Below are 26,878 nucleotides of genomic sequence, written 5' to 3'. Positions count from 1 at the left end.
ACAGTTTGTCGCACCCCGCTTGATAGGCCCCAAAGCCGCATTCTGCAAGGCCTCCGGGTTGATCTGGATCAAGCGGTGAGCGAATTTCCCCTCTTCTCATGCGGCGTAAAAGACCACATGCCACTCGGTACTTTTGTCTAAGCCTGGCGTCGGTTGCGATAGATCCCGAGCGGAACCAGTACAGCCGTAAGGACGAACGCCACCAGTGCCCATTGCGCCAGCGACAGACCGAGGATCGGCGGGTACGGCGTGCTGCAGAAGCCGTCGACCTGGAACACCAGCGGCCAGAGCTTGGCCAGCGGCAGGTCGTCCACGATCGGCTGCAAGGTGTCGATGCCGCAACTGACCATGGGGTTGGCGAGTATATACACATGGTTGCCGGCCGCAACGATTCCGCCGATGGCGCTGAGCACCACCAGTGCCTCGAAGAAGGTGAGGCTACGGCGTCCGGGCATGGCCGCGGCGATGAAGGCAAACACGGCGATGAACAACAGGGCATAACGTTGCAGGATGCACAGCGGGCATGGTGCCTCGCCCAGGACTATCTGCATGTAGAGGGCGCCACCGATCAGCGAAATGCAGATCAGGCCCAACAGTACCAGAAAGCGCCGTTCCCGATTCAGGCGCGATGTTTGTTCGTTCATTGCCGGTTCCTTCGATGGATAGTGGCAGCGTGATCCGCCTGCCTGGCGCAAGTCTACACGCTGTGCAGGGCCTTTGAGCGTGCCGAGGAAGCGGCGTGATAGCGCTGCGCAGGGCTATCCGGTGTGGCTGAGACCGGCCGCAACGACGTCGGTTCAACGCCGGGCGGCAAAAAAGCGGCTGCCCGGGTGCCGCGCAGGGGCAAGCCCCTCGACACCCGGGAGTGAAGGATACCGTGATTAAAGGAGGATTAAAGATGAAAGCTGCACAGCCGCTTTCATCTCTCCTTTATATAGGCAGGAAGGTGAAGTGTGGCCCAGCGGCTGGGATGAATACGATGTAAGCCTGTACCGGCCTCTTCGCGGGTAAACCCGCTCCCACAGGGATCGCGCAGGCATTGAAATCTGCGCGATCCCTGTGGGGGCTGGTTTGTTGAAAACCACTAAATTTCCCACAGATCCCCACAAGGTTTGAAACCTGTGCGGTCCCTGTGGGAGCGGGTTTACCCGCGAAGAGGCCAGTGCAGGCGCTACATCACTCCAGCGCTGCCGCCGGCCCGAAGAACTCGTAGCGGCTCTGCTGCTCTGGCACACCCAGGCCCTTCAACTGGCGCTTGACCGCCGCCATGAAGGCCTTGGGCCCGAGGAAGTAGGCATCCACGTCTCGCTCTTGCGGCAGCCACTCGGCCAGCAGGTCTTCGCTCAGCAGGCCCACGGCATCAGCCGCGCCGCCACCCTGCGGTTCTGCATAGCAGTAGAAGCGCTTGAGCTGCGGGTGACGCTCGGCCAGCTCGTCGATCCAGTCGCGGAAGGCATGCACGGCGCCGTTACGGGCGCAGTGAATGAAATGCACCTCACGCTGGGTTTGCAGTGCCGCCTGCAGCATTGGCAGGGTCGGGGTAATACCCACGCCACCGCTGATCAGCACCAGCGGCTTGTCGCTCGCTGCCAGGGTGAAATCGCCAGCCGGCGGGAACAGCTGCAGGGTATCGCCCACCGCCAGCACATCGTGCAGGTAGTTGGAGACCTTGCCACCCGCCTCGCGCTTGACGCTGATGCGGTATTCCTTGCCGTCGCACAGTGCCGACAGGGAGTAGTTGCGGCGCTGCTCGGCGCCGTCGATGTCCAGCTTCAGGCCGATGTACTGGCCAGGCTCGGCCCTGAGCACCGGTTTGCCATCCACCGGCGCAAAGTAGAACGAAACGATTTCGCTGCTTTCCTGCTCACGGCGCACCAGGCGGAATTCGCGGGTGCCGCGCCAGCCGCCTTCGGCTTCTTCCTTCTGTTTATAGAGGTTCTCTTCCGCGCCGATCAGGATGTCGGCCAACTGGCCATAGGCCGCGCCCCAGGCGTCGATCACGGCGGGGGTGGCGATTTCCTTGCCCAGCACTTCTTCGATGGCGCGCAGCAGGCAGCTGCCGACGATCGGGTAGTGCTCCGGCAGAATCTGCAGGGCAACGTGCTTGTTGATGATCTGGCCGACCAGGCCGCCAAGCTGCTCCAGCTGGTCGATATGGCGGGCATACATCAGCACGCCGTTGGCCAGGGCGCGCGGTTGGTCACCACTGGCCTGGTGGGCCTGGTTGAACAGCGGGCGCACCTGCGGGTACTCGCTGAGCATCATCTTGTAGAAGTGGGTGGTCAGCGCTTCGCCGCCGCTTTCCAGCAGCGGGACAGTGGCCTTGATGATTGCACGTTGTTCGGCATTGAGCATTGCAACAACTCCTGAGCCTGTGGCTTCAAATGACTGCCCGAGCTATTACATCAATCATGCCAACTCTTATCTCCAGCAAAATCAGGGGCTTGACGCAGATCATGTCAAAACGACCCACCTCGACGTATAGTCATATCGACCCACAGGAGTCCATATGACCACGAAGCCCCTGCTCACCACCCTGCTGCCCCTGGTCAGCGACCTTTCCCGCGACCTGCCCGACCAGGAACGCTATCGCCGCCTGCTGCAGGCCATGCGGGGGTTGCTGCCCTGTGATGCCGCCGCGCTGCTGCGCCTGGACGGCGAGTGGCTGGTGCCGCTGGCAGTGGACGGCCTGAGCCCCGATACCCTGGGCCGGCGCTTCCGAGTCAGCGAGCACCCACGCTTCCAGATCCTGCTCAGCAGCCGGGAACCCACCCGCTTCGCCAGCGACTCCGAGCTACCCGACCCTTACGACGGCCTGGTCAACGCCCCTGATGCCAACCTGGAAGTACATGACTGCATGGGTTGCCCGTTGATGGTCGACGAGCGCCCTTGGGGCCTGGTCACCCTCGATGCCCTGACCCCCGGGCAGTTCCAGAGCCTGGAGCTGGGCGCTCTGCAGGCCTTCGCCAGCCTTGCCGCCGCCACGGTCACCGTGGCCGAGCGCATCGAGCACCTGGCCCTGCGCGCGGAAGACGAACACCATCGCGCGGAGATCTACCGCCAGGCCAGCGGCCAGGACAAAGAGCTGATTGGCCAGAGCCCCGCGCACAAGCGCCTGGTCGAGGAAATCCGCCTGGTCGGTGGCAGTGACCTGACGGTACTGATAACCGGTGAGACCGGCGTCGGCAAGGAGTTGGTGGCCCAGGCCCTGCACCAGGCCAGCAACCGCGCCGACAAGCCGTTGGTCAGCCTCAACTGCGCCGCCCTGCCTGACACCCTGGTGGAAAGCGAACTGTTCGGCCATGTACGCGGAGCCTTCACCGGCGCCCATGGCGAGCGCCGCGGCAAGTTCGAGCTCGCCAATGGCGGCACATTGTTCCTCGACGAAGTCGGTGAACTGCCACTGACGGTGCAGGCCAAATTGTTGCGCGTACTGCAGAGCGGCCAGTTGCAACGCCTGGGCTCGGACCGCGAACACCGGGTGGATGTGCGCCTGATCGCAGCCACCAATCGCGACCTGGCAGCAGAGGTACGTATTGGCAACTTCCGCGCCGACTTCTACCACCGCCTCAGCGTATACCCGCTGCATGTTCCGCCGTTACGCGAACGTGGGCGGGATGTGCTGCTACTGGCTGGCTACTTCCTCGAACAGAACCGTTCGCGCCTGGGCCTGAACAGCCTGCGCCTGAGCAGCGAAGCCCAGGCCGCGCTGCTGGCCTACGACTGGCCAGGGAACGTGCGTGAACTGGAACACCTGATCGGCCGCTCGGCGCTCAAGGCACTGGGCCAACATTCCGACAGGCCACGCATCCTCACCCTGGAAGCCATCGACCTGGACCTGCGCGCAACCGCAACTCCCGGCACGCCGCCCTCCCCTGCCGTGCCCTTGCCGACGGCACCGCTACCCGAAGGGGGCTTGCGCGAAGCCGTCGACGACTACCAGCGCCAGCTGATCGAGGCCTGCCTGCAGCGGCACCAGGAAAACTGGGCAGCGGCTGCCCGGGAACTCGGCCTGGATCGCGCCAACCTTAGCCGCCTGGCCCGTCGGCTGGGGCTGCGCTAATTGAACCAGCGCGCTCCCATAGGGTCCCGAGCATTCCTTGGCTCGGTGCAAAATGACTAAAGCCAAGCCCGAACAGGCCGATAACCGGTTATCCCCTGTTCGCCACGAAGGTCACCATGGCCACGCAAAATGCCCGCGCGGACTCGCTGTCCCTGCTGCTGTTCACCCTGCGCAGCGGCAAGTTGATGGCAATCAACCTGCTCAAGGTCAGCGAGATAATCCCCTGCCCACCGTTGACCAAGCTGCCCGAATCGCACCCCCACGTGAAGGGCGTGGCAACCCTGCGCGGCAATTCGCTGTCAGTCATCGACCTGTCCCGCGCCATTGGCGAACGGCCGCTGGCCGACCCGGACGGCGGCTGCCTGATCGTCACCGAGATCAGCCGCTCGCGCCAGGGCCTGCATGTGCAGGCGGTCAGCCGCATCGTGCATTGCCTGAGCACCGACATCAAACCACCTCCCTATGGCTCGGGCAGCCGCTCGTTCATCACCGGCGTAACCCGGGTCGACAACACTCTGGTGCAGGTGCTGGACATCGAAAAAGTCATCCACGCCATCGCCCCGCCGGTGCCCGAACCGCATCACGCCACCCTGAGCGAGGAAGACGCCAGCCTGCTGGCCGCCGCCAATATCCTGGTGGTGGATGACAGCCAGGTAGCCCTGCAACAGTCGGTGCACACCCTGCGCAACCTCGGCGTCGAATGCCATACCGCGCGCAGCGCCAAGGACGCCATCAACGTGTTGCTGGAACTGCAGGGCACCGCACAGGAAATCAACGTGATCGTCTCCGACATCGAAATGAGCGAAATGGACGGCTACGCTTTCACACGCACCCTGCGCGAAACCCCCGACTTCCAGCACCTGTACATACTGCTGCACACCTCGCTGGACAGCGCGATGAGCAGTGAAAAGGCGACCCAGGCCGGGGCCAATGCCATCCTCACCAAGTTTTCCTCGCCAGAGCTGACCGATTATCTGGTGGTGGCGGCGCGCGCCGTGGTGTTCGCCGAGCGCTGATATATTCGGAGACAAACTCCCCGGCTTGCCGTCGGGGTCGAGTCGGGCATAATTCGCCCCCCTCGCAAGTAACTTGCCGGAATCCGTATGAAGTTTTTCAGCTCTTTCCTGATCAGTTTCGCCCTCTTCAGCGGTATCGCCCAGGCCTCCAGCAGCCAGGCCTGGAACGAGCAGCGCCAGCAGATGCTCAAGTCTTGCCTGGCCGCCAGCCAGTTCAAGGATGCTCACGCCCGCAGCAAGCCGGCCGAGTTCGATGACCAGGTCGGCATGAGTGCCCTGCTGATCGAAGGCGTCTACCCCCAGAAGCACATGCAGCAGCGTACCGGCACCGAGCTGTGCCTGTACGACCGCCAGCACCAGCGTGCCTTCGTCAGCGAGTGGAGCCCGGAGGTCAAGTGACCGACAGCCTGCGTTTCGCCTGTACCGGCTGCGGCAAGTGCTGTACCGGCCACCACGTGCCCTTGACCCTGGCCGAAGCGCGCCGCTGGGCAGACAACGACGGCCAGGTGGTGGTACTGATCGAAGCCTTCGTGGCGGACGGCCCTGGCATGCCGGTAGAACAGCGTGATCATGTGCTGCGTCGTTCCCATCCAGTGCCCTGTGGCGACGGCGAGGCGCGCGTCTCGGTGACCTTTGCCGCGTTCAACCCCGGGCGCTGCCGCAACCTCGACGACAACGACCTGTGCACCATCTACGACCAGCGCCCGCTGGTCTGTCGCATCTACCCGGTGGAAATCAACCCGCATATACCGCTGCGCCCGGGCAGCAAGGACTGCCCGCCGGAAGCCTGGCAACAGGGGCCGGAACTGATTCACGGCAGGCAACTGGTCGATGCCGGGCTGGAGGCGCTGGTGCAGGCCTCGCGCCAGGCCGACCGCGATGACATCGCCGCCAAGGTGGCGGTGTGCCAGGCGCTGGGCATGACCACCAGTGCGCTCAAGGGCTACGGATTTACTGCCTACCTGCCTGACATGGGGGCCTTCCGCGCGGGTCTGACGCAGGTACCGGAGGCTGGCCTGGCACAGTGGACCCTGCACGTGGAGGACGCGGCGCTGGTGGCGAGCTTGCAGGAGCATGGTTTGCGCACCACCAACGAGCCCCCGGTGTATTACGCCTTCATCAGCTTCTAGCTATGCCTTTGCAGGGCAACTGTCCTGTTCCAGATCTATGAACCGGCGCCATCCCTGTGGGAGCGGCTTTAGCCGCGAACACCGGCGGAGCCGGTGCCATGTACCGCGCTGGATTCTTCGCGGGTAAACCCGCTCCCACAGGGAACGCAGATCGCCGCGCGACAGCGCAGCGCAAAAGGCGAACGATCTCCCGCGGAACAGGCGAAACTGACAGCACTGTCAGCCGGCGGTCACGCTGCCGACCCGGTTCGGGGGCTATAAGATTGAATACAGCCCACTTCCCTCCCCTATGGCCAAGGTGCCCGCACCGATGCGACGTCCGTCCCGCCCTGTCATCCTCGCCGCCCTGGCGCTCCTGGTCCTGGCGGTAGCGGGTATCTGGTTCGGCCAGCGCCAGCCAGCACCTGCCACCCGCGCGCAAACCGCCATCCCGGTGCGCGTGGTCAGCGTCGTCCAGCAGAACGTGCCGCGCTATGCCAGCGCCATCGGCTCGGTGCTGTCGCTGCACAGCGTCGAGGTGCGCCCGCAAGTGGAGGGGGTACTGACCCAGGTGCTGGTCAAGGAAGGCCAGTGGGTGAAGGAAGGTGACCTGCTGGCCACCCTCGACGACCGCGCCATCCGCGCCAACCTCGACCAGGCCCGTGCCGAACTTGGCCAGAGCCAGGCGCAGATCCAGGTAGCCAACGTCGACCTGCAGCGCTACCGCCTGCTGAGTACCGACAACGGCGTGTCGAAGCAGACGCTCGACCAGCAGCAGGCCCTGGTCAACCGCCTGCAAGCCACGGTCAAGGGCAACCAGGCGGCCATCGCCAATGCCGAGGTGCAGCTGTCGTACACGCAGATCCGCTCGCCAGTGACCGGCCGGGTAGGTATTCGCAACGTCGACCCCGGCAACCTGGTGCGCACCAGCGATACCCGCAGCCTGTTCAGCGTCACCCAGATCGACCCGATCGCCGTCGAATTCGCCCTGCCGCAGCAAATGCTGCCAACCCTGCAAAGCCTGCTCAAGGCGCCCACCCCGGCACTGGTGCAGGCCTACATGGATGCCGACGGCGAACGCAGCCTGCTCGGTGAAGGCCACCTGGCACTGATCGACAATCAGATCTCCGCCACCACCGGCACCGTGCGGGTAAAAGCCGAGTTCGACAACAAGGACGGCCGCCTGTGGCCGGGCCAGCTGGTCACCATCCGCCTGCGCACCTCCGTGGAAGAAAACGCCCTGGTGGTACCGCCGCCTGTGGTACAGCGCGGCGTCGACGGGCACTTTGTCTACCGCCTGGACGGTGACAAGGTCACCAGCGTGCCGGTCAAGGTGCTGTACCAGGACAGCGGGCTCAACATCATTGCCGGGGTCAAGCCGGGCGAGCGCCTGGTGCTCGATGGCCAGTCGCGGCTCAAGCCAGGTTCGCGGGTCGAGGTGGCCCCCGATGCCCCCGCGCCGTCGGAAATGGCCGACCGGCGGAGCCAGCCATGAACACGCGCAACGGTGTTTCGGCCTGGTGCATCGACCACCCTATCGCCACCCTGCTGCTGACCTTCGCCCTGGTGCTGCTGGGGGCCATCGCCTTCCCGCGCCTGCCGGTGGCACCACTGCCGGAAGCCGACTTCCCGACCATCCAGGTCACCGCCCAGCTGCCCGGCGCCAGCCCGGAAACCATGGCCTCGTCGGTGGCCACGCCGCTGGAAGTGCAGTTCAGCGCCATCCCCGGCATGACCCAGATGACCAGCAGCAGCGCACTGGGCTCGACCAACCTGATCCTGCAGTTCACGCTAGACAAAAACATCGACACCGCCGCCCAGGAAGTGCAGGCGGCCATCAACACCGCCACCGCGCGCCTGCCGCAAGACCTGCCCAACCCGCCGACCTGGCGCAAGGTCAACCCGGCGGACAGCCCGGTGCTGGTGCTGACGGTAAGCTCCAGCCAGATGCCTGGCAACGACCTCAGCGACTACGCCGAAACCCTGCTCGCGCGCCAGCTGAGCCAGATCGACGGGGTCGGCCTGATCAACATCACCGGGCAACTGCGCCCGGCGATCCGCGTGCAGGCGCAACCCGAGAAACTGGCCGCCATCGGCCTGACCCTGGCCGACCTGCGCCAGGCCATCCAGCAGACCAGCCTGAACCTGGCCAAGGGTGCGCTGTACGGCGAACACAGCGTGTCGACCATCGCCGCCAACGACCAGTTGTTCCACCCCGATGACTACGCCCAGCTGATCGTCTCCTACCGTGACGGTGCACCGGTGCACCTGAAGGACGTGGCCAAGGTGATCAATGGCGCCGAGAACGCCTACGTCAAAGCCTGGTCCGGCGACCAGCCTGGGCTGAACCTGGTGATTTTCCGCCAGCCAGGCGCCAACATCGTCGATACCGTGGACCGGGTACTGGCTGCCCTGCCCAAGCTGCAGGAGATGCTGCCAGCCTCGGTCGAAGTGTCGGTGCTGCAGGACCGCACCCAGACCATCCGTGCCTCGCTGCATGAAGTGGAGCTGACCCTGATGATCGCCGTGGCCCTGGTGATCGGGGTGATGGCGCTGTTCCTGCGCCAGTGGTCGGCGACCATGGTGGTGTCCAGCGTGCTCGGCGTATCGCTGATCGCCAGTTGCGCGCTGATGTACATCTTCGGCTTCAGCCTGAACAACCTGACCCTGGTGGCCATCGTCATCTCGGTGGGCTTCGTGGTCGACGATGCCATCGTCGTGGTGGAGAACATCCACCGTCACCTGGAGGCCGGCGACGACAGCCGCACGGCAGCGCTCAAGGGCGCCGGGGAAATAGGCTTCACCGTGGTGTCGATCAGTTTCTCGCTGATCGCCGCGTTCATCCCGCTGCTGTTCATGGGCGGCGTGGTCGGCCGGCTGTTCAAGGAGTTCGCCCTGACCGCCACCGCCACCATCCTGATTTCGGTGGTGGTTTCGCTGACCCTGGCGCCAACCCTGTGCGCACTGTTCATGCACCGCCCGCCCGGAGAGCACAAGGGCGGCTTCGGCGAGCGGCTGGTCAGGTGGTACGAAAAGGGCCTGGATCACGCGCTCACCCACCAGCGCCTCACCCTCGGCATGTTCGGCCTGACCCTGGCCCTGGCGGTGGCCGGTTACGTGGGTATCCCAAAGGGCTTTTTCCCGCTGCAGGACACCGGCTTCATTCTTGGCACCAGCGAGGCGGCAGCGGATGTGTCGTACCCGTCGATGATCGAGAAGCACCAGGCGCTGGCCAAAATCATCGAGGCCGACCCGGCGGTGCGCGCGTTCTCCCACTCGGTGGGCGTCACCGGCAGCAACCAGACCATCGCCAACGGCCGTTTCTGGATCGCCCTCAAACCGCGTGGCGAACGCGATGTGTCGGCCAGCGAACTGATCGACCGGCTGCGACCCAAGCTGGCCCAGGTACCAGGCATCGTCCTGTACATGCGTGCCGGCCAGGACATCAACCTAAGCTCCGGCCCGTCGCGCACCCAGTACCAGTACGTGCTCAAGAGCAACGACGGCATGGCGCTGAACCTGTGGACCCAGCGCCTGACCGAGCGCCTGCGGGAAAACCCGGCGTTCCGCGACCTGTCCAACGACCTGCAACTGGGCGCCAGCGTCACCCGCATCGATATCGACCGCCAGGCCGCGGCACGTTTCGGCCTGACCACCACCGACGTCGACCAGGCGTTGTACGACGCCTTCGGCCAACGGCAGATCAGTGAATTCCAGACCGAGACCAACCAGTACAAGGTGATCCTCGAACTGGATGCCCGCCAGCGCGGCAAGGCCGAAAGCCTCAACTACTTCTACCTGCGCTCGCCGCTGACCAACGAGATGGTACCGCTGTCGGCAGTAGCCCATGTAGCGGCGCCCAGCACCGGGCCGCTGTCGATCAGCCACGATGGCCTGTTCCCGGCGGCCAACCTGTCGTTCAACCTGGCCCCGGGCGTGGCCCTGGGCGATGCGGTGACCATCCTCGAGCGCACCCAGCGCGAGCTGGGCATGCCCGACTCCATCAGCGGCAACTTCCAGGGCGCGGCCCAGGCCTTCCAGAGTTCGCTGTCGAGCCAGCCTTGGCTGATCCTGGCTGCGCTGGTGGCGGTGTACATCATCCTCGGCGTGCTGTACGAAAGCTTCGTCCACCCGCTGACGATCATTTCCACCCTGCCCTCGGCCGGCCTCGGCGCGCTGATCCTGTTGTGGGCCTTGGGCCAGGACTTCAGCATCATGGGGCTGATCGGCGTGGTGCTTCTGATCGGTATCGTCAAGAAAAACGGCATCCTGCTGATCGACTTCGCCCTGGAGGCCCAACGCCGCCAGGGCCTGACCCCGGAGCAGGCGATCCATCAGGCCTGCCTGACGCGCTTCCGGCCGATCATCATGACCACCCTGGCCGCCTTGCTCGGCGCGGTGCCGCTGATGTTCGGCTTCGGCACCGGTTCCGAACTGCGCCAGCCACTGGGCATCGCCGTGGTTGGTGGCCTGATGGTGAGCCAGGCGCTGACGCTGTTCACCACCCCGGTCATATACTTGGCCCTGGAGCGCCTGTTCCACCGCCGCCAGGCCGCCCGTGCGGCGGCGCCCAGTGCCAGTTAGGACAAGACCATGCGTGTGCTGATCATCGAAGACGAAGAAAAAACCGCCGACTACCTGCATCGCGGCCTCAGCGAGCAGGGGTTTACCGTGGACCTGGCGCGGGACGGCATCGAGGGCCTGCACCTGGCCCTGGAAGGTGACTACGCGGTGATCGTGCTGGACGTGATGCTGCCGGGCCTGGACGGCTATGGCGTGCTGCGCGCCCTGCGCGCGCGCAAGCAGACGCCGGTCATCATGCTGACCGCCCGTGAACGGGTCGAAGACCGTATCCATGGCCTGCGCGAGGGCGCCGACGACTACTTGGGCAAGCCGTTTTCCTTCCTCGAACTGGTCGCCCGCCTGCAAGCCCTGACCCGCCGTAGCAGCAACCATGAACCGCTGCAGGTGCAGGTGGGTGACCTGTGGATCGACCTGATGGCGCGCAAGGCCACACGCGCCGGCCAGCGCCTGGAGCTGACGGCCAAGGAGTTCTCGCTGCTCAGCGTGCTGGCCCGCCGACAAGGTGAAATCCTGTCGAAGACAGCGATTGCCGAGCTGGTCTGGGACATCAATTTCGACAGCGATGCCAACGTCGTCGAAGTGGCGATCAAGCGCCTGCGCGCCAAGCTCGACGGGCCTTTCGACAACAAGTTGCTGCACACCATCCGAGGCATGGGCTATGTCCTGGAAAGCCGTGCGGGGTAATTCCATCGCGCTGCGCCTGTCGGCGCTGTTCATCCTGGTGGCGCTGGGCGTGTTCCTGCTGATCGGCTCGGCGCTGTACCGCCAGGTAGACCGCAGCCTCGACCTGCTGCCGCAAGCCGAACTGGACGCGCGCTTCAGTGTGCTCGAGTCCACCCTCAACCGCTTCGGCACACCGGAACACTGGGTCAAGATCAACAACAAGCTCAACCTGCTAAGTGAAGAGGACAAGCGCATTCGCTTCTGGGTAGTCAGCAGCAACCCGGCCTACGAATACGGCCACCCCAGCGAGCTGGTCCGCGCCTTCGCCGAAGGCGCGCAGGGCATGCGCGACCTGCACCTGCCCGACCGGCCCTACCCTTACAAGGTGCTGGTCAGCGAACTGCCGGCCCTGGGCGAGCGGCCGCCGCTGCGCTTTCTGATCGGCATCGACACCGAAACATTCTGGCAGGCGCAGCACAGCCTGCTGGTGGCGATTGTCGGGCTGGCGGTGCTCGGCGTGCTGCTGGCCTCGCTGCTGAGCTACTGGGTGGCGCGCATCGGCCTGCGCCCGCTGCTGGCATTGTCCGTTGAGGCCCAGGCCCTGGCCCCTCCGCGCCTGGACGGGCGCCTGCAGACCCACGCCCTGGCCCCGGAACTGGCGCAGTTCGCCGGCGCCTTCAATGCTGCGCTCGACCGGGTAAGCCAGGCCTACTCGCGGCTGGAGGCGTTCAATGCCGACGTCGCCCACGAACTGCGCTCGCCGCTGACCAACCTGATCGGCCAGACCCAGGTTGCACTGACCCGAGGGCGCAGCGCCGAGCATTACTTCGAAGTGCTGCAATCGAACCTTGAGGAGCTGGAGCGCCTGCGCAGCATCATCAACGACATGCTGTTCCTGGCCAGTGCCGACCAGGGCAGCAAGGCCACTGCCCTGACCCAGGCCTCGCTGGCCCAGGAAGTGGCGACCACCCTGGACTACCTGGACTACATTCTCGAAGATGCGCAAGTCAGCGTGCGTGTGAGCGGTGACGCCCAGGCGCCCATCGAAAAGGCCCAGCTGCGCCGGGCGCTGATCAACCTGCTGAACAACGCCGTGCAGCACACCGCACCGCACCAGGTGATCGAGGTGCAGATCGCTGCCGGGCCGGAGCAGGTCAGTATCGCCGTGAGCAACCCGGGGCCGGCGATCGACGATGAGCACCTGCCGTTGTTGTTCGAGCGCTTCTACCGGGTGGATGCGGCACGTAGCAATAGTGGTGGGGGTAACCATGGGTTGGGGTTGGCGATCGTCAAGGCGATTGCGCTGATGCATGGTGGGGAGGTGTTCGTGCGTAGTGCCGCGGGGGCCAATACCTTTGGTATCCAGTTACCAACCTCAAGGCCTACCCCGCCCGTGTAGGAGCAGCCTTGCGCTGCGAAAGGGCCGGTAGACCCCAATATCCTCTGATGCCTTCACTGGCCCTTTCGCAGCACAAGGCTGCTCCTACAAAGAAGCGCGGAAGTGCTCTAGGCTGGGGGTTTGCGGCGAAAGTCCAATTGCTTTTACTGCGATAGTTACCTTTTGCGCAACAGTGCTTATCGCTCTTCGCTCTGTTTCAAGTGCATTGAAAGGACTAACTTTACCCCCGTCCTCATTAGCACTTGCATCGCAAGAAGGTAGTTTCAAATGTCCAACAGTATGGGTATTGCCAGCGTCTTCGTCCTGTCTTCCCTGTTGTTGTCGCCCCTGGCCATGGCTGAAGAATCCAAGGCTTTCGTCACCCGTAATGCTGAGTTCGCCGCAGTCCACCAAGAGGCCCGCGAAGCCGTAGCCGCACAGCAGGTAGACACCGCAAAAGACGCTAAACAGACAGCTTCCAAGAACTCTGTCGATGCCAATGCCGACAGCTGATCAAGTGCTGTCGCTGCTCCCGTTTTCCCTTGGCTACGCCATGGGCACTACCAGTGCCGATATGTTAGCCTTTTAAAGCCGCTGCCGATCAGCGGCTTTTTTTATGTGCTTCAACTATCAGCCAAGCTGTAACGTTCACCTATAAAAAAGACGCACATTCGAAAATAAAAACTGCCCCACCGCCAGACCCAAGGAGCTAGTACCGGTGCCTTCCGCGTTTCGTTTTACCCCGCTGTTCATTGCGTTGACTGCAACGATCCCTTTCGCCGCCCAGGCAGATGAAGACAAGGCTGATGGCTTCATCGAAGGCTCGTCCTTCAACCTGCATTTCCGTAATGCCTACTTCAACCGCGACAACCACAACGCCGGCGTGCGCGACACCCGCGAGTGGGGCCAAGGTGCGGTTGCACGTTTCGAGTCGGGCTACACCCCGGGTGTGGTCGGCTTTGGCCTGGACGCCCATGCCATGCTGGGCCTGAAGCTCGACGGGGGCGGCGGCCATGCTGGCACCAGCATCCTGCCGACCCACCAGAAGAACGAAGACGAACTGGGTGCTGCCCCGCACTCCTTCTCCACCGCCGGTGCCGCAGTCAAGCTCAAGGCGTTCGACACCGAGCTGAAAGCCGGTGACCTGTTCCTCACCAACCCGGTGATCGCTGGCGGCGAAACCCGCATGCTGCCGCAGACCTTCCGTGGTGTGAGCCTGACCAACACCAGCATCGACGGCCTGCTGCTCGAAGGCGGCCAGGTGAGCTTCACCAAGCCGTACAACCAGAGCGGCCACCGCCGCATCGACACCTACTACGGTTCGCTGGGCGAGCATGACAAAAGCAAGCACCTGAACTGGGCCGGCGCGTCGTGGAGTGGCACCCCGAACATCACTGCCAACCTGTATGCGGCCGAACTGAAGGACATCTGGAACCAGTACTACGCCGATTTCGACTACACCTATGTGGTCAACGATCTGGTCAGCCTGAACCCGGGCGTGCACTTCTATCACACTCAGGACACCGGCCAGGCACTGCTGGGCAAGATCGACAACAACACCTACAGCGTGCATTTCACCGTAAACGCCGGGTTCCACAGCGTCACGGCCGCCTATCAGCGGGTCAATGGCAACACGCCGTTCGACTACATCAACCTGGGCGACAGCGTCTATTTGGACAACTCGCGCATGTACTCGGACTTCAACGCACCGAACGAGCGCTCGTGGAAGCTGCAGTACAACTATGACTTCGCTGGTGTGGGCATCCCTGGCCTGAGTACGGTGCTGTCGTACTCGCGCGGTGAAGCCGACCTGACCAAGGCGGTCCAGGACACCACCCACTACGACTACTACCGTGCCGATGGCAAGAACGCCATGCACTGGGAGCGCGACGTGGACGTGAAGTACGTGTTCCAGGAGGGTGACCTGAAGGACCTGTCGGTGCTGGTGCGCTATGCCACCCACCGCGGCAGCCAGGGTTATGCGTCGATCGACAGCAACAGCGACAACGATGAACTGCGGGTGATCGTGGATTACCCGTTGAACGTGTTCTGATCCTGGACCGCAAGCTAGACATCCAACCTGTGGGAGCGGGCGTGCCCGCGAACACCGGCGAAGCCGGTGCCATGCACCGCGGCGCTTGCTTCGCGGGCATGCCCGCTCCCACAAGGTTCGCGGTCAGTCCAGAAAAAGGTATACCGTGATTCCGTCGGAGAAATCTTGTCCGACAATCCCCGCTTCCCTAGAATGTCGCCGCCGCGAATGGCCCTGCCCACGCAGTAGCGAGCATGACCACCCGATTACCGCGTTTCGCACACTACAGGTCGCACCCCGAGCTGCTCCTCAACCTGGGCAGTTGCCTTGCCGTGCTCGCCATCGTGGCCATCGTCAGCTACCTGCTGGCGCGGGAGCGCGACAATATCGAGCTGTCGGCGATCCGCTCGTCCAACAATATTGTCCAGCTGATCGAAAGCGACATCCTGCGCAACGTCGAACTCTACGACCAGTCGCTGCAGGGCCTGATCTGGGCGGTCGGGCGCAAGGAGCTGCCGGAAATACCCGGCCCGGTGCGCCAACGCCTGCTATTCAATGAAGCCTTCGTCGACCGCAAGCGCGGTGACGTGCTGTGGCTGGACAAGCAAGGCAACGTGGTGGGCGATTCCACCAGTAGCGTGCCACGCAAGGCCAACTTCAGCGGTACAGGGGTATTCCAGGCCCATCTGCACAACGCCAACCTCGGCCTGCTGGTCGGCCCGCCGTTCAAGGCCAGACTCGGCGACCTGGACTGGTGCATCAGTTTCAGCCGGCGCATTTCCGGGCCCAATGGCGAGTTCGTCGGCCTGGCCGCGGGGGCACTGCGCCTGTCGTACTTCAGTGAGCTGTTTCAGCGCCTGGACATCGGCGACGATAGCAGCATCAACCTGCTCAACACAGACGGCCAACTGTTGGCCCGCCAGCCCAGCCGCGCGCAAGACCCGGCGATTGGCAGCAATTATGCCGAACGGCCCAATTTCAAACGCATTCTCAGCGAGCAGAACGGCAGCTTTACCGCACGCTCCAGCCGCAACGGCACCCCGCGCATGTACACCTTTGCCCGGGTCGCTCAGTTGCCGCTGATCGTGCTGGTCGTGCGTTCGGCCGATGAAGTTTTCGAGTCGTGGCGCCGCACTGCGATCGTGGTCGGCGTCGCCACAGGGGTACTGTGTGTGGGTATCCTCTGGCTGACCCTGCTGCTGGGCCGCGAATTGCGCCGCCGGCAGGAGGCCGAACAGGGTCTGGCCAACCTGGCCGCCACCGACAGCCTGACTGGCTTGCCCAACCGCCGCCACCTGGACCAGGTACTCCGTCAGGAATGGGCCCGCGCCCAGCGCAATCGCAAGTCATTGGCAGTGCTGATGGTGGATGTGGACCACTTCAAGGCATTCAACCAGCGCCACGGCCACGCCGGTGGCGACCATGCCTTGCGCGAAGTGGCCAGGACCATCGAGGCGTGCATCCGGCGCCCGGCCGATCTGGCGGCGCGCTATGGGGGTGAAGAATTCCAGGTGGTGTTGCCGGAAACTGACCTGGCCGGTGCGCAACTGCTGGCGGAGCGCATCCGCGCCAGCGTCGAGGCGCTGGCACCGTTTGCCGACGATGCCCACTCTGTCACGGTGAGCATCGGCATCGGCCTGTCAGGCACCCAGCACGACCTGGCGAGGGTGCTGGGTGCTGCCGATGAAGCGCTCTACCGAGCCAAGGCCAAAGGCCGCAACCGGGTAGAGGGGCCTGCGGACTAGCTGCGGGCGCGCGCGGCGTTGCGCAAGGCCCTGACCTGATCATGGTTACGCTGCACACCTTGCAGCTGTTTTTCCACCAAGGTGTAGGTCTGGTCGCTGGCGGTGCGGCCCAGCTTGACCAGTTTCTCGCGAGCTTCCTTGTAGGCCTTGAGGGCATGGTCCTCGCCCCGCTCCACCTCGTTCAGCACCGCTTCCTCATCCTTGCCGGTGACCATCGCCTTGAGGTTGACCCAACCCCGATGCAGGTCACCGCTGATGCTGGTGGAGGTTTCCGGGTCGCCACCCAGGCGACGCACTTCGCTCTGCAGTTCGCCGGCCGCATTGGCGCACTCACCGGCACGTTGAACGAAGAACGCTTTAAGTTCGGGGTTCTTCACATCATCGGCCGAGGCCTTGAAGCCTTTCTCACCATCCTTGCTGTACTCGATCAGGTCGTTGAGCACGTCGATCACGTCTTTGTTGGGATTGCTCATGGCACAAACTCCTTGGCAGGTGATAGTCATCTGTATTGGAGCAGCGTTCGTGCCAAGCGAGGATTATCTACAAATTCCTTAAAAATCAATAAGATAGAAACACAGGGTCTGAGTTTGATCACGGCGTTCTGCATGATTGCCGCTTGGGCCTTCGTGCAGATTGCAGTATGGTCGGCGCTTTTCAACAGCCAGGTGCGCCGATGATGAAGCCGGAAACCCTCGAACTGCTGGTCACCCGCACCATGCCGTTTGGCAAGTACCAGGGACGAATCATTGCCGACCTGCCGGGGGATTACCTGGCCTGGTTTGCGCGCAAGGGTTTCCCGGCGGGGGAATTGGGTGGGTTGCTGGCGCTGATGCACGAGATCGATCACAACGGGCTGGGCGATCTGCTTGTGCCGTTGCGGCAGAAGCACGGGCGTTGACCTGTTCCGGCCTCTTCGCGGGTAAACCCGCTCCCACGGAGACCGCGCCGGACCTGATGCCTGTGCAGTACCTGTGGGAGCGGGTTCACCCGCGAAGAGGCCAGTAAAGCCAGCTGAAATCTCTAACCCTTCACCGGCGCTACCGCCAACTCCACACGCTCGCTCTTCTTGATCACCGCATACACCACCGCCGTCAGCAGGCTACCCGCCACGATCGCCAACAAGTACAGCAGCGCATGGTTGATCGCATTGGGGATCAGCAGCACGAACAGGCCGCCGTGCGGCGCCATCAGCTTGCAGCCGAAGTACATCGACAATGCCCCGGTCAATGCCCCGCCGGCCACGCTGGCCGGGATCACCCGCAGCGGGTCCTTGGCGGCAAACGGGATCGCCCCTTCGGAGATGAAGCACAGCCCCAGCGCCAACGCCGCCTTGCCCGCTTCACGCTCGCTCTGGGCAAACTTGCGTCGGGCCAGGAAGCTGGCGATACCCAGGCCAATTGGCGGCACCATGCCGGCGGCCATGGTCGCCGCCATCGGCGCATAGCTCGACGAGGCCAGCAGCCCCACCGAGAAGGCATACGCGGCCTTGTTGATCGGCCCGCCCAGGTCGACGCACATCATGCCGCCCAGCAACAGACCCAACAGGATGGCATTGGTGGTGCCCATGCTGTCGAGAAATTGCGTGAGCCCTTCCAGCATCGCCGCCACTGGCTGGCCAACCACGTAGATCATCACCAGGCCGGTGAACAGGCTGGCCAGCAGCGGGATGATCAGGATCGGCTTCAGTGCCTCCAGGCTGCTGGGCAAGCGCGCCCAGCGGGCAATGGCCTTGGCGCTGTAGCCAGCGAGGAAGCCGGCGACGATACCCCCGATGAAACCGGCGCCCAGAGTGCTGGCCAGCAGACCGCCGATCATGCCGGGCGCCAGCCCCGGGCGGTCGGCGATGGACCAGGCGATATAGCCGGCCAGCAGCGGCACCATCAACTTGAACGCAGCCTCGCCGCCGATCTGCATCAACGCCGCCGGCAAGGTGCCCGCTTCTTTGTAAGCCTCGATACCGAATACGAACGACAGGGCAATCAGCAGGCCGCCAGCCACCACCATCGGCAGCATGAACGACACGCCGGTGAGCAGGTGCTTGTATACCCCGCTCTTCTCACCCTTGGCTGGCGTGCTCGCCGCTGCGGCATCGCCGCTGTTTTCCACCTTGGCATCAGCCAGGGCCTTGTCGAGGGTCGCGCGGGCCTGCTTGAGGGCGATACCGGTGCCGCAACGGTAAATGCGCTTGCCAGCGAAACGCGCGGTGGGCACTTCGATGTCGGCGGCCAGCAGCACTACATCCGCTGCAGCGATGGCTTCGGCAGACAAGGGGTTGCGCGCACCGACCGAGCCCTGGGTCTCGACGGTGAGCTCGTAGCCCAGTTGCTGCGCAGCCTGCTGCAAGGCTTCCGCGGCCATGAATGTATGCGCGACGCCAGTCGGGCAAGCCGTGACGGCGACGATGCGTGCGCCAGCGCTGCCAGCTTCAGCCGGAAGGCCTGGCACCGTGGCCAGCAGACGGGCGTTGGAAGCCGCCTCATCGAGGAAGCCTTCGCGGTCGGCCAAAGCCTGGGATGGCGTGCTCTGGTAAACGCGCTTGCCGACGAAACGCTCCAGGTCGACCGGGCCGGTGCTGACCACCAGCACCCAGTCGGCCTCGGCGATCTGCGTGGCGCTCAGTTGCCGCTCGGGGTGGCCGGCATCCTGCACTTCGACGCTGGTACTCCAGCCCCGCCGCTGGGCTGCGGCGGACAGCAAGCGCGCGCTCAGCACGCTCGACACCTGGCCGTTGGGGCAGGCAGTGACAATGGCAATGTTCATCGGCAACCCTCTTTTTGTTCTGTCAGTTGCACGGCAGCTTCCAGATGCGCCAGTTGCTCGCGGTCACGGATGCCGAAACCAACCTGGGTAACAGCCTGTGCAGCGATGGCGGTGGCACGGGTCAAGGTCTGCGCCGGGGCTTCGCCCTGCAGCAGGCCGTGGACCATGCCGGCCACCAGCGAATCACCTGCACCCACTGTGCTGGCAACCTGCACCTTGGGCGGGCAAGCATGTACGGCATGGCCGTGGGTGAACCAGCTGACGCCCTGCTCTCCCGCCGACACCACCACGTGTTCGACGCCACTGGCCAGCAGGCGCTCGGCAGCAGCGCGCTGCTGCGCCGGGTTATCCACAGCCAGGCCGAGCACCTCGCCCAACTCTTCGGTATTGGGCTTGACCAGCCAGGGCGAGCTCTGCAGGCCGGCACGCAGGGCTTCACCGCTGCTGTCCAGGGCCACCTTCAGGCCTTGCGCCTTGAGCTGTTCGAGCAACTGTCGGAACCAGTCGGCGCTGATCCCACGCGGCAGGCTACCAGCCACCACCACCGCATCGTGGCCCGGGGCAACCTGCGCCAGGCAGCGCAGCAATGCACTGCGCGCCGCTTCGTCGACTTCCGGGCCTTGGCCGTTGATGTCGGTGACACGGCCATCGGCTTCGACCAGCTTGATATTACTGCGGGTTTCGCCCGGCACGCGGACAAAGCAGTCGACGAAGCCGCGCCAGTCGATCAGCGCCTCGAAAGGCTGCAGGTTGTCACGCCCGAGGAAGCCGCCAACAGTGACGGTGTGGCCCAGGTCGGCCAGTACCTGGGCAACGTTCAGTCCCTTGCCTGCGGCGTGGCTGTGCTGCTCCTGGCTGCGATTTACCTGCCCTGGGCGCAGGGTACCCAGGCCGATGGTGATATCCAGCGCAGGGTTCAGGGTGAGGGTGAGGATCTTGGCCATTCAGTAACGCTCCACCAGCGCGCGAACCGCTGCGGCGCTGTCCTGTTGCAGGGCCTCGCGCGCCAGGGCGCGGGCCGTCTGGTGATCGGCCTGGCGAACCAGGGCCTTGACTTCGGCAATGCTGCGCGCGGCGACGCTGAGTTCGTCCACGTCCAGGCCCAGCAGCACGGCCACTGCCTGCGGGTCGGCCGCCAGCTCGCCGCACACGCCCACCCACTTGCCATGGGCATGGGCGGCGCGCACGGTCATGTCAATCAGGCTGAGCACCGCCGGATGCAGGCCGTCGGCCTGGGCCGAGAGGCTGGGGTGACCACGGTCGATGGCCAAGGTGTACTGGGTCAGGTCGTTGGTGCCGATGCTGAAAAAGTCCACTTCGCGCGCCAGTTGTGGTGCCAACAGCGCTGCCGAGGGCACTTCGACCATGATACCCAGTTGCAGGTCGACTACCGGGATCTCGGCGCGCAGGCGCTCGACCATGGCGCGCGCCTCGCGCCATTCATGCACCTGCCCGACCATCGGGAACATGATGCGCAGCGGGCGCTGGTCGGCAGCGCGCAGCAGGGCGCGCAACTGGTCTTCCATCACCTGCGGGCGCTGCAGGGTAAGGCGTACGCCGCGCACACCGAGGAACGGGTTTTCCTCGGCAGCGATCGGCCAGTACGGCAGCGGCTTGTCGCCACCGACATCGAGGGTGCGCACCACCAGCGGGCGCCCGTCGAGGCCATCGAGCACGCGACGGTACTCGGCTTCCTGGGTCGCCACGTCCGGGGCCTGGGTGTGGGCCATGAAAATCAACTCGGTGCGCAGCAGGCCAACGCCTTCGGCGCCCTGCTCCACTACCTTGGCGATGCCGTTGCTCTCGCCGATGTTGGCAAACACCTCGACAGCGTGACCATCGCGAGTGACCGCCGGCTCGAAGCGGTTGGCCCATGCGGCCTGCAAGCGTTGCTCGCGCAGGTCGCGCTCGGCCAGGGCCTGTTGCAGTTCATCCGCCGGCGGCGCCACGCTGACCACGCCACGCTGGCCATCGAGCAGCAACGGCGTGCCGCTGTCCAACAGCAGTATCGACGCCCCCGCGCCCACCACCGCCGGAATGCCCAAGGCACGGGCGACGATGGCACTGTGGGCGGTGGCGCCACCCTGGGCGGTGACGATACCGGCGACGCGGCTCGGGTCCAGCCGGGCGACATCGGACGGGCCGACTTCGGTCATTACCAGCACGTAGGGTTGCTCGGGTTCAGCCTGGGCCTGCACGCCACACAACTGCGCCAGCACGCGGCGGCCGATGTCACGCAGGTCGGCAGCACGTTCGGCGAGCAAGGCATCGTGCAGCGACTCCTGTTGACGCGCCGCCGCCTCGATCACTGCCATCCATGCTGCCGCGGCGCTTTCGCCCTGGCCCAGGCGCTGCTCGACATCGTCGCTCAGGGCCGGGTCTGCGAGCATTTCCTGATGGGTGACGAAGATTTCGCCAATGGCCTTGTCGCTGCGCTGGACCAAAGCCTGCAGCTCGCCATTCACGGTCGCCACAGCTTCACGCAGCTTCTGCCGCTCCTGGGCGCAGGACTCACCGCGCAGGGGGTAGTCGAACTCACGCTCGACACACACATGGGCCGGGCCACTGGCAATGCCGGGCGCAGCACCCACGCCGTGGATACGGCTACCGGCCGCGGGCGCTTGCAGCACTTCGGCCGTTGCGCCAGCTACAACCTCAGCACTCTGCGGCAGTGGCTCCACCTCTTCACCCAGGCCTTGTTCGATGGCGGCCAGCAGCACCGGCAAGGCATCGGGGGCGATGCCGGGCTCAGCCACCAGTTCCAGTGTCTGGCCACGTCGGGCGCCGAGACTGAGCAGCTTGCTCAGGCTCTTTACGGACACCGCCGGCTGCGCGCTATCCGCCAGCCGCACACGGATTTCCCCATCGAAACCTTTGGCCAGTTGCGCCAATACCTTTGCCGGGCGGGCATGCAAACCGTGCGGATTGGCCAGCACCACGCGCGCACTGGGCCAGTCTGTCGGCGCCTCACCGCCTAGTACCTCCAGCACCGCGCGGCTGCTGGTGGCCTGGTAGAGCATCTGCCCGCGGCCTTCGATCAGCACTTCGCAAAGGCGTTCGAGCAAGGCCTGGTGGGCTGCACCGAGGCTGGCCAGGCAGAACAGGCCGTTGAGCGGTTGGTCGCGGTAACGCAGCGGCTGCTGCGGGGTGATGAAGGCCAGCCCCGGCTGGCGCACCTGGCGCTCGCTGTGCAGCCACCACAGGCCCTCGCCCAGCGGCAGCGGTTCGGCCTGCTGCAGGACGGCGGCAAAACCGCTATCGACGCAGTCGGCGCGCTGTAACAGACGGGCGCCGCGCCAGGCCAGCTCATCGAAGTCTTCGGCCGGCAGGTTCAGGCCGACCAACTGCGCATCCAGCGCCAGTTCCTGAGGCGCGCCCTGCAACAGCTTCAGCAACGCCTCCGCGGAACCGGCGCGCCGCAGAGCTTCGGCCAGGTCGGTCTCGCCCAGGGCGCGGGTCAGCAGTTGCAACAGGCGCAGGTGCTCATCGGAACGGGCGGCGATGCCGATAGCCAGATAGACCATCTGGCCATCGCCCCAGTCCACGCCCTCGGGAAACTGCAACAGGCGCACGCCGGTGGCGTACACCAGGTCACGGGTCTGCGGCGTGCCATGGGGGATGGCAATGCCCTGCCCAAGGAAGGTAGAGCCTTGTGCCTCTCGGGCCTGCAGCCCTTGCAGGTATCCCTCGGCGACCAGGCCGTCAGCGACCAGCCGGTCGGCCAGCAGGCGCAATGCCTCGGCCTTGTCGGCGGCCTTCTGGCCCATGGCTATCTGCTCCTTGGCGAGCTCGAGCATGACCTTCTCCTTTTGCAGTTCCCGGTCGGGTACTGGAGTATTGTTGTGAAATTCACATGAACGGCCAGTTCAACAGCCTTGCACGGATGGCAGCCGAGGCAGAAAATTCGGCAGCTGAAACGATTAATCTGACCAGACGGCCACGTTACTCGATAATCTGCCGAGGAAAAAGCCCCATCCTGTCGGACAATTGCGACAATGGTCGTCTGCGCGTGGCGCCCCCGCCGGGTCAAACTACCCGGTCAAGGCTCACAGCCAGCCCCGGTAATAACAAGGAAAATTCGGTGAAACTCAGCGATATCGCCCGTCTGGCCGGTGTGTCCGTGACCACTGCCAGCTACGTCATCAATGGCAAGGCCGAACAGCAGCGCATCAGCAACAGCACTGTCGAGCGGGTACGCGCGGTGGTCGAGGCCCACGGCTTCACCCCCAACCCGCAGGCCGCTGGCCTTCGCAGCCGGCATACCCGCACTCTGGGCTTCATTCTCCCGGATCTGGAGAACCCCAGCTACGCCCGCATCGCCAAGCAGCTCGAACAAGGTGCCCGCGCCCGTGGCTACCAGCTGCTGATTGCCAGCAGCGACGACCAGCCCGACAGCGAGCGCCAGTTGCAACAGCTGTTCCGCGCCCGCCGTTGCGATGCACTGTTCGTCGCCAGCTGCCTGCCGCCAGAGGACGACAGCTACCGCGAGCTGCAGGACAAAGGCCTGCCGGTAATCGCCATCGACCGCCGCCTGGACCCTGCGCACTTCTGCTCGGTGATCAGCGACGACCGCGACGCCAGCCGCCAGCTGGCCGCCAGCTTGCTGAGCGCCGCCCCGCGCAGCATCGCCTTGATCGGCGCCCGCCCCGAGCTGTCGGTCAGCCAGGCACGTGCCGGTGGCTTCGACGAAGCCCTGCAAGGCTATGCCGGCGAGGTTCGCCGCTATCAGGGCGAAGCGTTCAGCCGAGAGTGCGGCCAGCGCCTGATGCAGCAACTGATCGATGACCTTGGCGGCCTGCCGGATGCCCTGGTGACAACCTCCTACGTGCTGCTGCAAGGGGTGTTCGACACCCTGCAGGCGCGCACTGCCGACTCACGCCAGCTGCAGCTGGGTACCTTTGGCGACAACCAGTTGCTCGACTTCCTGCCGCTGCCAGTCAATGCCATGGCCCAGCAGCATGGCCTGATTGCCGCCACCGCGCTGGAACTGGCACTGGCCGCGATCGAGGACAAACGCTACGAACCTGGCGTGCATGCCGTCGGTCGAACGTTCAAGCAACGCATTACAGCGGCCTGAACATGCGCCTGATCGACACCCACACCCACCTGGACTTCCCCGACTTCGACGCCGACCGCCCACAACTGCTGGCCAACGCGGCGTCGCGCGGGGTGGAGAGGATGGTGGTGCTGGGGGTGTACCAGGCAAATTTCCAGCGGGTATGGGACCTGGCCTGTGCCGATAAGCGCCTGTTCGCCGCACTCGGCCTGCATCCGGTCTACCTCGACCAGCATCATCCCGAGCACCTGGCGCAGTTGCGCGAGTGGCTGCAGCGCCTGCACGGCGACCCACGGCTTTGTGCCGTGGGCGAGTTTGGCCTGGATTATTACCTCGAAGACCTGGACAAGGCCCGCCAGCAGAAGCTGTTCGAAGCGCAACTGCAGATGGCCTGCGACTTCGAACTGCCCGCACTGCTGCACGTGCGCCGCAGCCATGCCCAGGTGATCGCCACGCTCAAGCGCTACAAGCCGGCGCGGGCGGGGGTGATTCATGCGTTTGCCGGCAGTTACGAAGAGGCCCGCGAGTACATCAAGCTGGGCTTCCGGCTTGGGCTTGGCGGTGCGGGTACCTGGCCGCAGGCCCTACGTCTGCGCAAGACCCTGGCGCGGTTGCCGCTGGACAGCGTGGTGCTGGAGACCGATGCGCCGGACATGGCGCCGGTCATGTACCCAGGGGTGAGGAACAGCCCGGAGCACCTGCCGGAGATTGCCGGGGCGCTGGCGCAGGTGATGGGTGTGGAAGTTGGCGAACTGGCTGAGGCCAGTAGTCGCAACGCTTGCGAGTTGTTTCGCTGGTAGCAGCTGTGTGCCCGTGCCGGACTCTTCGCGGGTAAACCCGCTCCCACAGGTACAGCGCTACCCTCAGGATTTGCACAGTCCCTGTAGGAGCGGCCTTGTGTCGCGAAAGGGCCGCAACGCGGCCCCGGCAATCTATGCGGCGAAGCTGAAAACCTGGGACTGCTACGCTCCTGCAAGGAGGCGCGCCTAGCTTCAGATCAGACAAGCACCGTCCACAGCGCAAACCCGGCATACCACAGCACCGCACAGCGCAGCAGCAGTTCCCACAGGCTGTCCAGCCGCCCCAGCCCGCGCTGGCTGTCTTCTTCTTCGGGAATGTCATCGGCAATGCGCCCGACCCTGGCAACCAGGTGGCCGGCGCTGATGTGCCAGTTGAGCACCTCGTGCAGCATCACCCGGGTGACCGCGAGAAAGTTGCCGACCAGGGCGAAACTCAAGGCCAGCACCCGTACCGGCAGCCAGTCCATGATATGCCTGAGCTGCTCGGCACGGGCCTTCAACGCCGGTTGCTTGCTGTGTTCGCCACACAGAGCCAGCAAGCGATAGGCCAGGGCTGCACCCGGGCCCAGCACGAAGTACCAGAAAATCACCGCGAAAAAGCCCTGGTACACCTGCCATAGCAAGTTGCCCTGCACCTGCACCAACAGGCTTCGCGGCTCGTCGGCCGCCAGCCCAAGGTCGCGCTCGGCCACGTGCAGCGCGGCCTGGTCATCACCGCGCCGCCAGGCATCACGGAACGGCCCCATCGATGCCTTGGCATCGCCGCGGCCCAGACTGTAGATCAGCACCAGCAGGTGCACCGGCAACGCCAGCAAGCCATACGCCACCGGGTCCAGAACATGCAGCAGCAAAACCAGCAGCGCTACCGGTGCCAACACCAGAATGGCCAGCGTCCACCATGGGTGCACCTTGCCGCTGCGCTCCAGGCGCACCAGTTCGCCAAGGAAGAACCCATCTCGCTGCACCTGATGGCGCAGGGCCGAGAACTTCTCGACCCAAAGCGCCAGCAACAACACCAGAAAACTCATGCCTTGTCCTCGTTTTGCTGCAGCGCCTTTCGGTAGCGCGGCCAGTCGAAGGCCGGGCCGGGGTCGGTCTTGCGCTGCGGGGCAATGTCGCTATGGCCCTGGATGCGGTCCAGCCCGATGGCCGGCCAGGCACCGAGGATGTGCCGGGTAAGTTGCTCCAGCACCGCGTACTGGGCATCGGTATAGGGCAGGTCGTCGGTGCCCTCCAGTTCTATACCGATGGAGAAATCGTTACAGCCTTCACGCCCGTCGAAGCACGACACACCAGCATGCCAGGCGCGGTCGAGCAACGACACGAACTGGGTCACCGCGCCGTCACGCTCGACGAACAGGTGCGCTGATACGGTCAGGTGGTTGATGCTGGCGAAGTACGAGTGCTCATTGGGGTCCAGGCGGTTCTGGAAGAATTGCTGGACCTTGCCGGTACCGAAGCAGGCCGGCGGCAGGCTGATGTTGTGAATAACCAGCAGGGAAATCGATTCGCCTTCGGGGCGAGCATTGAAGTTCGGCGAGGGGCAATGGGTGATTCCGATTCCGTGGAACCAGCCAGTGGCACGGTCCAATTGCATGGGGCAGATCCTGAAAGCGCCGTGAACAGGTAGACAGTATGCCCTTTGGCCAACAGCGTTTGCATGTGAATGATT

General features: G+C 64.6%; 22 protein-coding genes. 14 read left to right on the top strand and 8 right to left on the bottom strand.

Translation table 11 applies throughout. From position 1 onward, the window contains the following. Positions 1-137: 137 nt before the first annotated feature. Positions 138-644 carry a disulfide bond formation protein B gene (locus tag M1D87_RS04380; RefSeq protein WP_039613829.1) on the bottom strand — a complete coding sequence of 169 codons (507 nt, stop codon included), beginning with the start codon at positions 642-644 and terminating at the stop codon, positions 138-140. A gap of 532 nt (positions 645-1,176) precedes the next feature. Further along, positions 1,177-2,355, bottom strand: a complete 1,179-nt coding sequence (gene hmpA / locus M1D87_RS04375; RefSeq protein ID WP_421091777.1) for an NO-inducible flavohemoprotein — start codon at positions 2,353-2,355, stop codon at positions 1,177-1,179. A 154-nt stretch (positions 2,356-2,509) separates the two neighbouring features. Between hmpA and norR the strand changes: the two genes are divergently transcribed. The 11 genes from norR to M1D87_RS04320 all read left to right on the top strand — a co-directional run bounded on the left by norR (position 2,510) and on the right by M1D87_RS04320 (position 16,590). Next, entirely contained in the window at positions 2,510-4,063 is a 1,554-nt protein-coding gene (gene norR, locus M1D87_RS04370; protein WP_123085381.1) for a nitric oxide reductase transcriptional regulator NorR, read from the top strand. A gap of 116 nt (positions 4,064-4,179) precedes the next feature. Next, the gene (locus M1D87_RS04365) at positions 4,180-5,079 is read left to right on the top strand and encodes a chemotaxis protein (protein ID WP_123085380.1); all 900 of its coding nucleotides are present in this window, start codon (positions 4,180-4,182) and stop codon (positions 5,077-5,079) included. Between the two features lie 87 nt (positions 5,080-5,166). Beyond that, positions 5,167-5,478, top strand: coding sequence for a hypothetical protein (locus M1D87_RS04360; RefSeq protein WP_123085379.1), 312 nt, complete (start codon positions 5,167-5,169; stop codon positions 5,476-5,478). Continuing rightward, entirely contained in the window at positions 5,475-6,209 is a 735-nt protein-coding gene (locus M1D87_RS04355) for a YkgJ family cysteine cluster protein (protein WP_123085378.1), read from the top strand. Before M1D87_RS04360 ends, M1D87_RS04355 begins: the two co-directional genes overlap by 4 nt. A 310-nt stretch (positions 6,210-6,519) precedes the next feature. After that, positions 6,520-7,683 carry an efflux RND transporter periplasmic adaptor subunit gene (locus tag M1D87_RS04350; RefSeq protein ID WP_123085377.1) on the top strand — a complete coding sequence of 388 codons (1,164 nt, stop codon included), beginning with the start codon at positions 6,520-6,522 and terminating at the stop codon, positions 7,681-7,683. Beyond that, entirely contained in the window at positions 7,680-10,772 is a 3,093-nt protein-coding gene (locus tag M1D87_RS04345) for a multidrug efflux RND transporter permease subunit (RefSeq protein ID WP_123085376.1), read from the top strand. Before M1D87_RS04350 ends, M1D87_RS04345 begins: the two co-directional genes overlap by 4 nt. A 9-nt stretch (positions 10,773-10,781) precedes the next feature. Beyond that, a complete protein-coding gene (locus M1D87_RS04340; RefSeq protein ID WP_123085375.1) occupies positions 10,782-11,456 on the top strand; it encodes a heavy metal response regulator transcription factor in 675 nt (224 codons plus the stop codon). Then, positions 11,431-12,834, top strand: coding sequence for a heavy metal sensor histidine kinase (locus M1D87_RS04335; RefSeq protein ID WP_123085374.1), 1,404 nt, complete (start codon positions 11,431-11,433; stop codon positions 12,832-12,834). Before M1D87_RS04340 ends, M1D87_RS04335 begins: the two co-directional genes overlap by 26 nt. A gap of 267 nt (positions 12,835-13,101) precedes the next feature. Next, positions 13,102-13,326, top strand: a complete 225-nt coding sequence (locus tag M1D87_RS04330) for a hypothetical protein (RefSeq protein WP_123085373.1) — start codon at positions 13,102-13,104, stop codon at positions 13,324-13,326. 205 nt (positions 13,327-13,531) lie between these two features. Further along, positions 13,532-14,866 carry an OprD family porin gene (locus tag M1D87_RS04325; protein WP_123085372.1) on the top strand — a complete coding sequence of 445 codons (1,335 nt, stop codon included), beginning with the start codon at positions 13,532-13,534 and terminating at the stop codon, positions 14,864-14,866. 233 nt (positions 14,867-15,099) lie between these two features. Continuing rightward, positions 15,100-16,590: a GGDEF domain-containing protein gene (locus tag M1D87_RS04320; RefSeq protein WP_123085371.1), complete on the top strand. Its 1,491-nt coding sequence runs from the start codon at positions 15,100-15,102 to the stop codon at positions 16,588-16,590. Here the strand turns inward: M1D87_RS04320 and M1D87_RS04315 are convergent. After that, on the bottom strand, positions 16,587-17,063 hold the full coding sequence (locus M1D87_RS04315; protein WP_013970965.1) for a ferritin-like domain-containing protein: 477 nt from the start codon (positions 17,061-17,063) through the stop codon (positions 16,587-16,589). The two genes, M1D87_RS04320 and M1D87_RS04315, sit on opposite strands and share 4 nt — an antisense overlap. A gap of 203 nt (positions 17,064-17,266) precedes the next feature. Between M1D87_RS04315 and M1D87_RS04310 the strand changes: the two genes are divergently transcribed. After that, positions 17,267-17,488 (top strand): DUF3820 family protein, encoded by a 222-nt coding sequence (locus M1D87_RS04310; RefSeq protein WP_015268980.1) that lies wholly within the window; start codon positions 17,267-17,269, stop codon positions 17,486-17,488. A 122-nt stretch (positions 17,489-17,610) separates the two neighbouring features. On the opposite strand, the gene M1D87_RS04305 is transcribed toward M1D87_RS04310, so the two are convergent. The 3 genes from M1D87_RS04305 to ptsP are packed head-to-tail and all read right to left on the bottom strand — an operon-like array spanning position 17,611 to position 23,147. Further along, positions 17,611-19,350 (bottom strand): PTS fructose-like transporter subunit IIB, encoded by a 1,740-nt coding sequence (locus tag M1D87_RS04305; RefSeq protein ID WP_123085370.1) that lies wholly within the window; start codon positions 19,348-19,350, stop codon positions 17,611-17,613. Continuing rightward, on the bottom strand, positions 19,347-20,294 hold the full coding sequence (gene pfkB / locus M1D87_RS04300; protein ID WP_123085369.1) for a 1-phosphofructokinase: 948 nt from the start codon (positions 20,292-20,294) through the stop codon (positions 19,347-19,349). Before pfkB ends, M1D87_RS04305 begins: the two co-directional genes overlap by 4 nt. Then, positions 20,295-23,147: a phosphoenolpyruvate--protein phosphotransferase gene (gene ptsP / locus M1D87_RS04295; RefSeq protein WP_123085368.1), complete on the bottom strand. Its 2,853-nt coding sequence runs from the start codon at positions 23,145-23,147 to the stop codon at positions 20,295-20,297. Positions 23,148-23,431: 284 nt separating this feature from the next. Here ptsP and cra point away from each other — a divergent pair, with 284 nt between their 5' ends. Both cra and M1D87_RS04285 read left to right on the top strand, forming a co-directional pair. Beyond that, positions 23,432-24,427: a catabolite repressor/activator gene (gene cra / locus M1D87_RS04290; RefSeq protein ID WP_004376064.1), complete on the top strand. Its 996-nt coding sequence runs from the start codon at positions 23,432-23,434 to the stop codon at positions 24,425-24,427. Positions 24,428-24,429: 2 nt separating this feature from the next. Beyond that, a complete protein-coding gene (locus M1D87_RS04285; protein WP_123085367.1) occupies positions 24,430-25,206 on the top strand; it encodes a TatD family hydrolase in 777 nt (258 codons plus the stop codon). A 197-nt stretch (positions 25,207-25,403) separates the two neighbouring features. Here the strand turns inward: M1D87_RS04285 and ampE are convergent, their stop codons facing one another. Next, on the bottom strand, positions 25,404-26,234 hold the full coding sequence (ampE, locus tag M1D87_RS04280) for a regulatory signaling modulator protein AmpE (protein WP_061552016.1): 831 nt from the start codon (positions 26,232-26,234) through the stop codon (positions 25,404-25,406). Further along, positions 26,231-26,803 carry a 1,6-anhydro-N-acetylmuramyl-L-alanine amidase AmpD gene (gene ampD / locus M1D87_RS04275; protein WP_061552015.1) on the bottom strand — a complete coding sequence of 191 codons (573 nt, stop codon included), beginning with the start codon at positions 26,801-26,803 and terminating at the stop codon, positions 26,231-26,233. The genes ampE and ampD overlap by 4 nt, the downstream gene beginning before the upstream one ends. Positions 26,804-26,878: the final 75 nt, after the last annotated feature.

The sequence above is a fragment of the Pseudomonas sp. SA233 genome (assembly GCF_054792385.1).
Note: the sequence above shows the minus strand (reverse complement) of the source record. Positions and strands in the feature narration are given on the sequence as shown.

Bases quoted from the DNA above. Each gene is read 5' to 3' on its own strand.
- M1D87_RS04380 (WP_039613829.1), bottom strand. From the start codon at position 644: ATGAACGAACAAACATCGCGCCTGAATCGGGAACGGCGCTTTCTGGTA.
- hmpA (WP_421091777.1), bottom strand. From the start codon at position 2,355: ATGCTCAATGCCGAACAACGTGCAATCATCAAGGCCACTGTCCCGCTG.
- norR (WP_123085381.1), top strand. From the start codon at position 2,510: ATGACCACGAAGCCCCTGCTCACCACCCTGCTGCCCCTGGTCAGCGAC.
- M1D87_RS04365 (WP_123085380.1), top strand. From the start codon at position 4,180: ATGGCCACGCAAAATGCCCGCGCGGACTCGCTGTCCCTGCTGCTGTTC.
- M1D87_RS04360 (WP_123085379.1), top strand. From the start codon at position 5,167: ATGAAGTTTTTCAGCTCTTTCCTGATCAGTTTCGCCCTCTTCAGCGGT.
- M1D87_RS04350 (WP_123085377.1), top strand. From the start codon at position 6,520: ATGCGACGTCCGTCCCGCCCTGTCATCCTCGCCGCCCTGGCGCTCCTG.
- M1D87_RS04345 (WP_123085376.1), top strand. From the start codon at position 7,680: ATGAACACGCGCAACGGTGTTTCGGCCTGGTGCATCGACCACCCTATC.
- M1D87_RS04340 (WP_123085375.1), top strand. From the start codon at position 10,782: ATGCGTGTGCTGATCATCGAAGACGAAGAAAAAACCGCCGACTACCTG.
- M1D87_RS04335 (WP_123085374.1), top strand. From the start codon at position 11,431: ATGTCCTGGAAAGCCGTGCGGGGTAATTCCATCGCGCTGCGCCTGTCG.
- M1D87_RS04330 (WP_123085373.1), top strand. From the start codon at position 13,102: ATGTCCAACAGTATGGGTATTGCCAGCGTCTTCGTCCTGTCTTCCCTG.
- M1D87_RS04320 (WP_123085371.1), top strand. From the start codon at position 15,100: ATGACCACCCGATTACCGCGTTTCGCACACTACAGGTCGCACCCCGAG.
- M1D87_RS04315 (WP_013970965.1), bottom strand. From the start codon at position 17,063: ATGAGCAATCCCAACAAAGACGTGATCGACGTGCTCAACGACCTGATC.
- M1D87_RS04310 (WP_015268980.1), top strand. From the start codon at position 17,267: ATGAAGCCGGAAACCCTCGAACTGCTGGTCACCCGCACCATGCCGTTT.
- M1D87_RS04305 (WP_123085370.1), bottom strand. From the start codon at position 19,350: ATGAACATTGCCATTGTCACTGCCTGCCCCAACGGCCAGGTGTCGAGC.
- pfkB (WP_123085369.1), bottom strand. From the start codon at position 20,294: ATGGCCAAGATCCTCACCCTCACCCTGAACCCTGCGCTGGATATCACC.
- ptsP (WP_123085368.1), bottom strand. From the start codon at position 23,147: ATGCTCGAGCTCGCCAAGGAGCAGATAGCCATGGGCCAGAAGGCCGCC.
- M1D87_RS04285 (WP_123085367.1), top strand. From the start codon at position 24,430: ATGCGCCTGATCGACACCCACACCCACCTGGACTTCCCCGACTTCGAC.
- ampE (WP_061552016.1), bottom strand. From the start codon at position 26,234: ATGAGTTTTCTGGTGTTGTTGCTGGCGCTTTGGGTCGAGAAGTTCTCG.
- ampD (WP_061552015.1), bottom strand. From the start codon at position 26,803: ATGCAATTGGACCGTGCCACTGGCTGGTTCCACGGAATCGGAATCACC.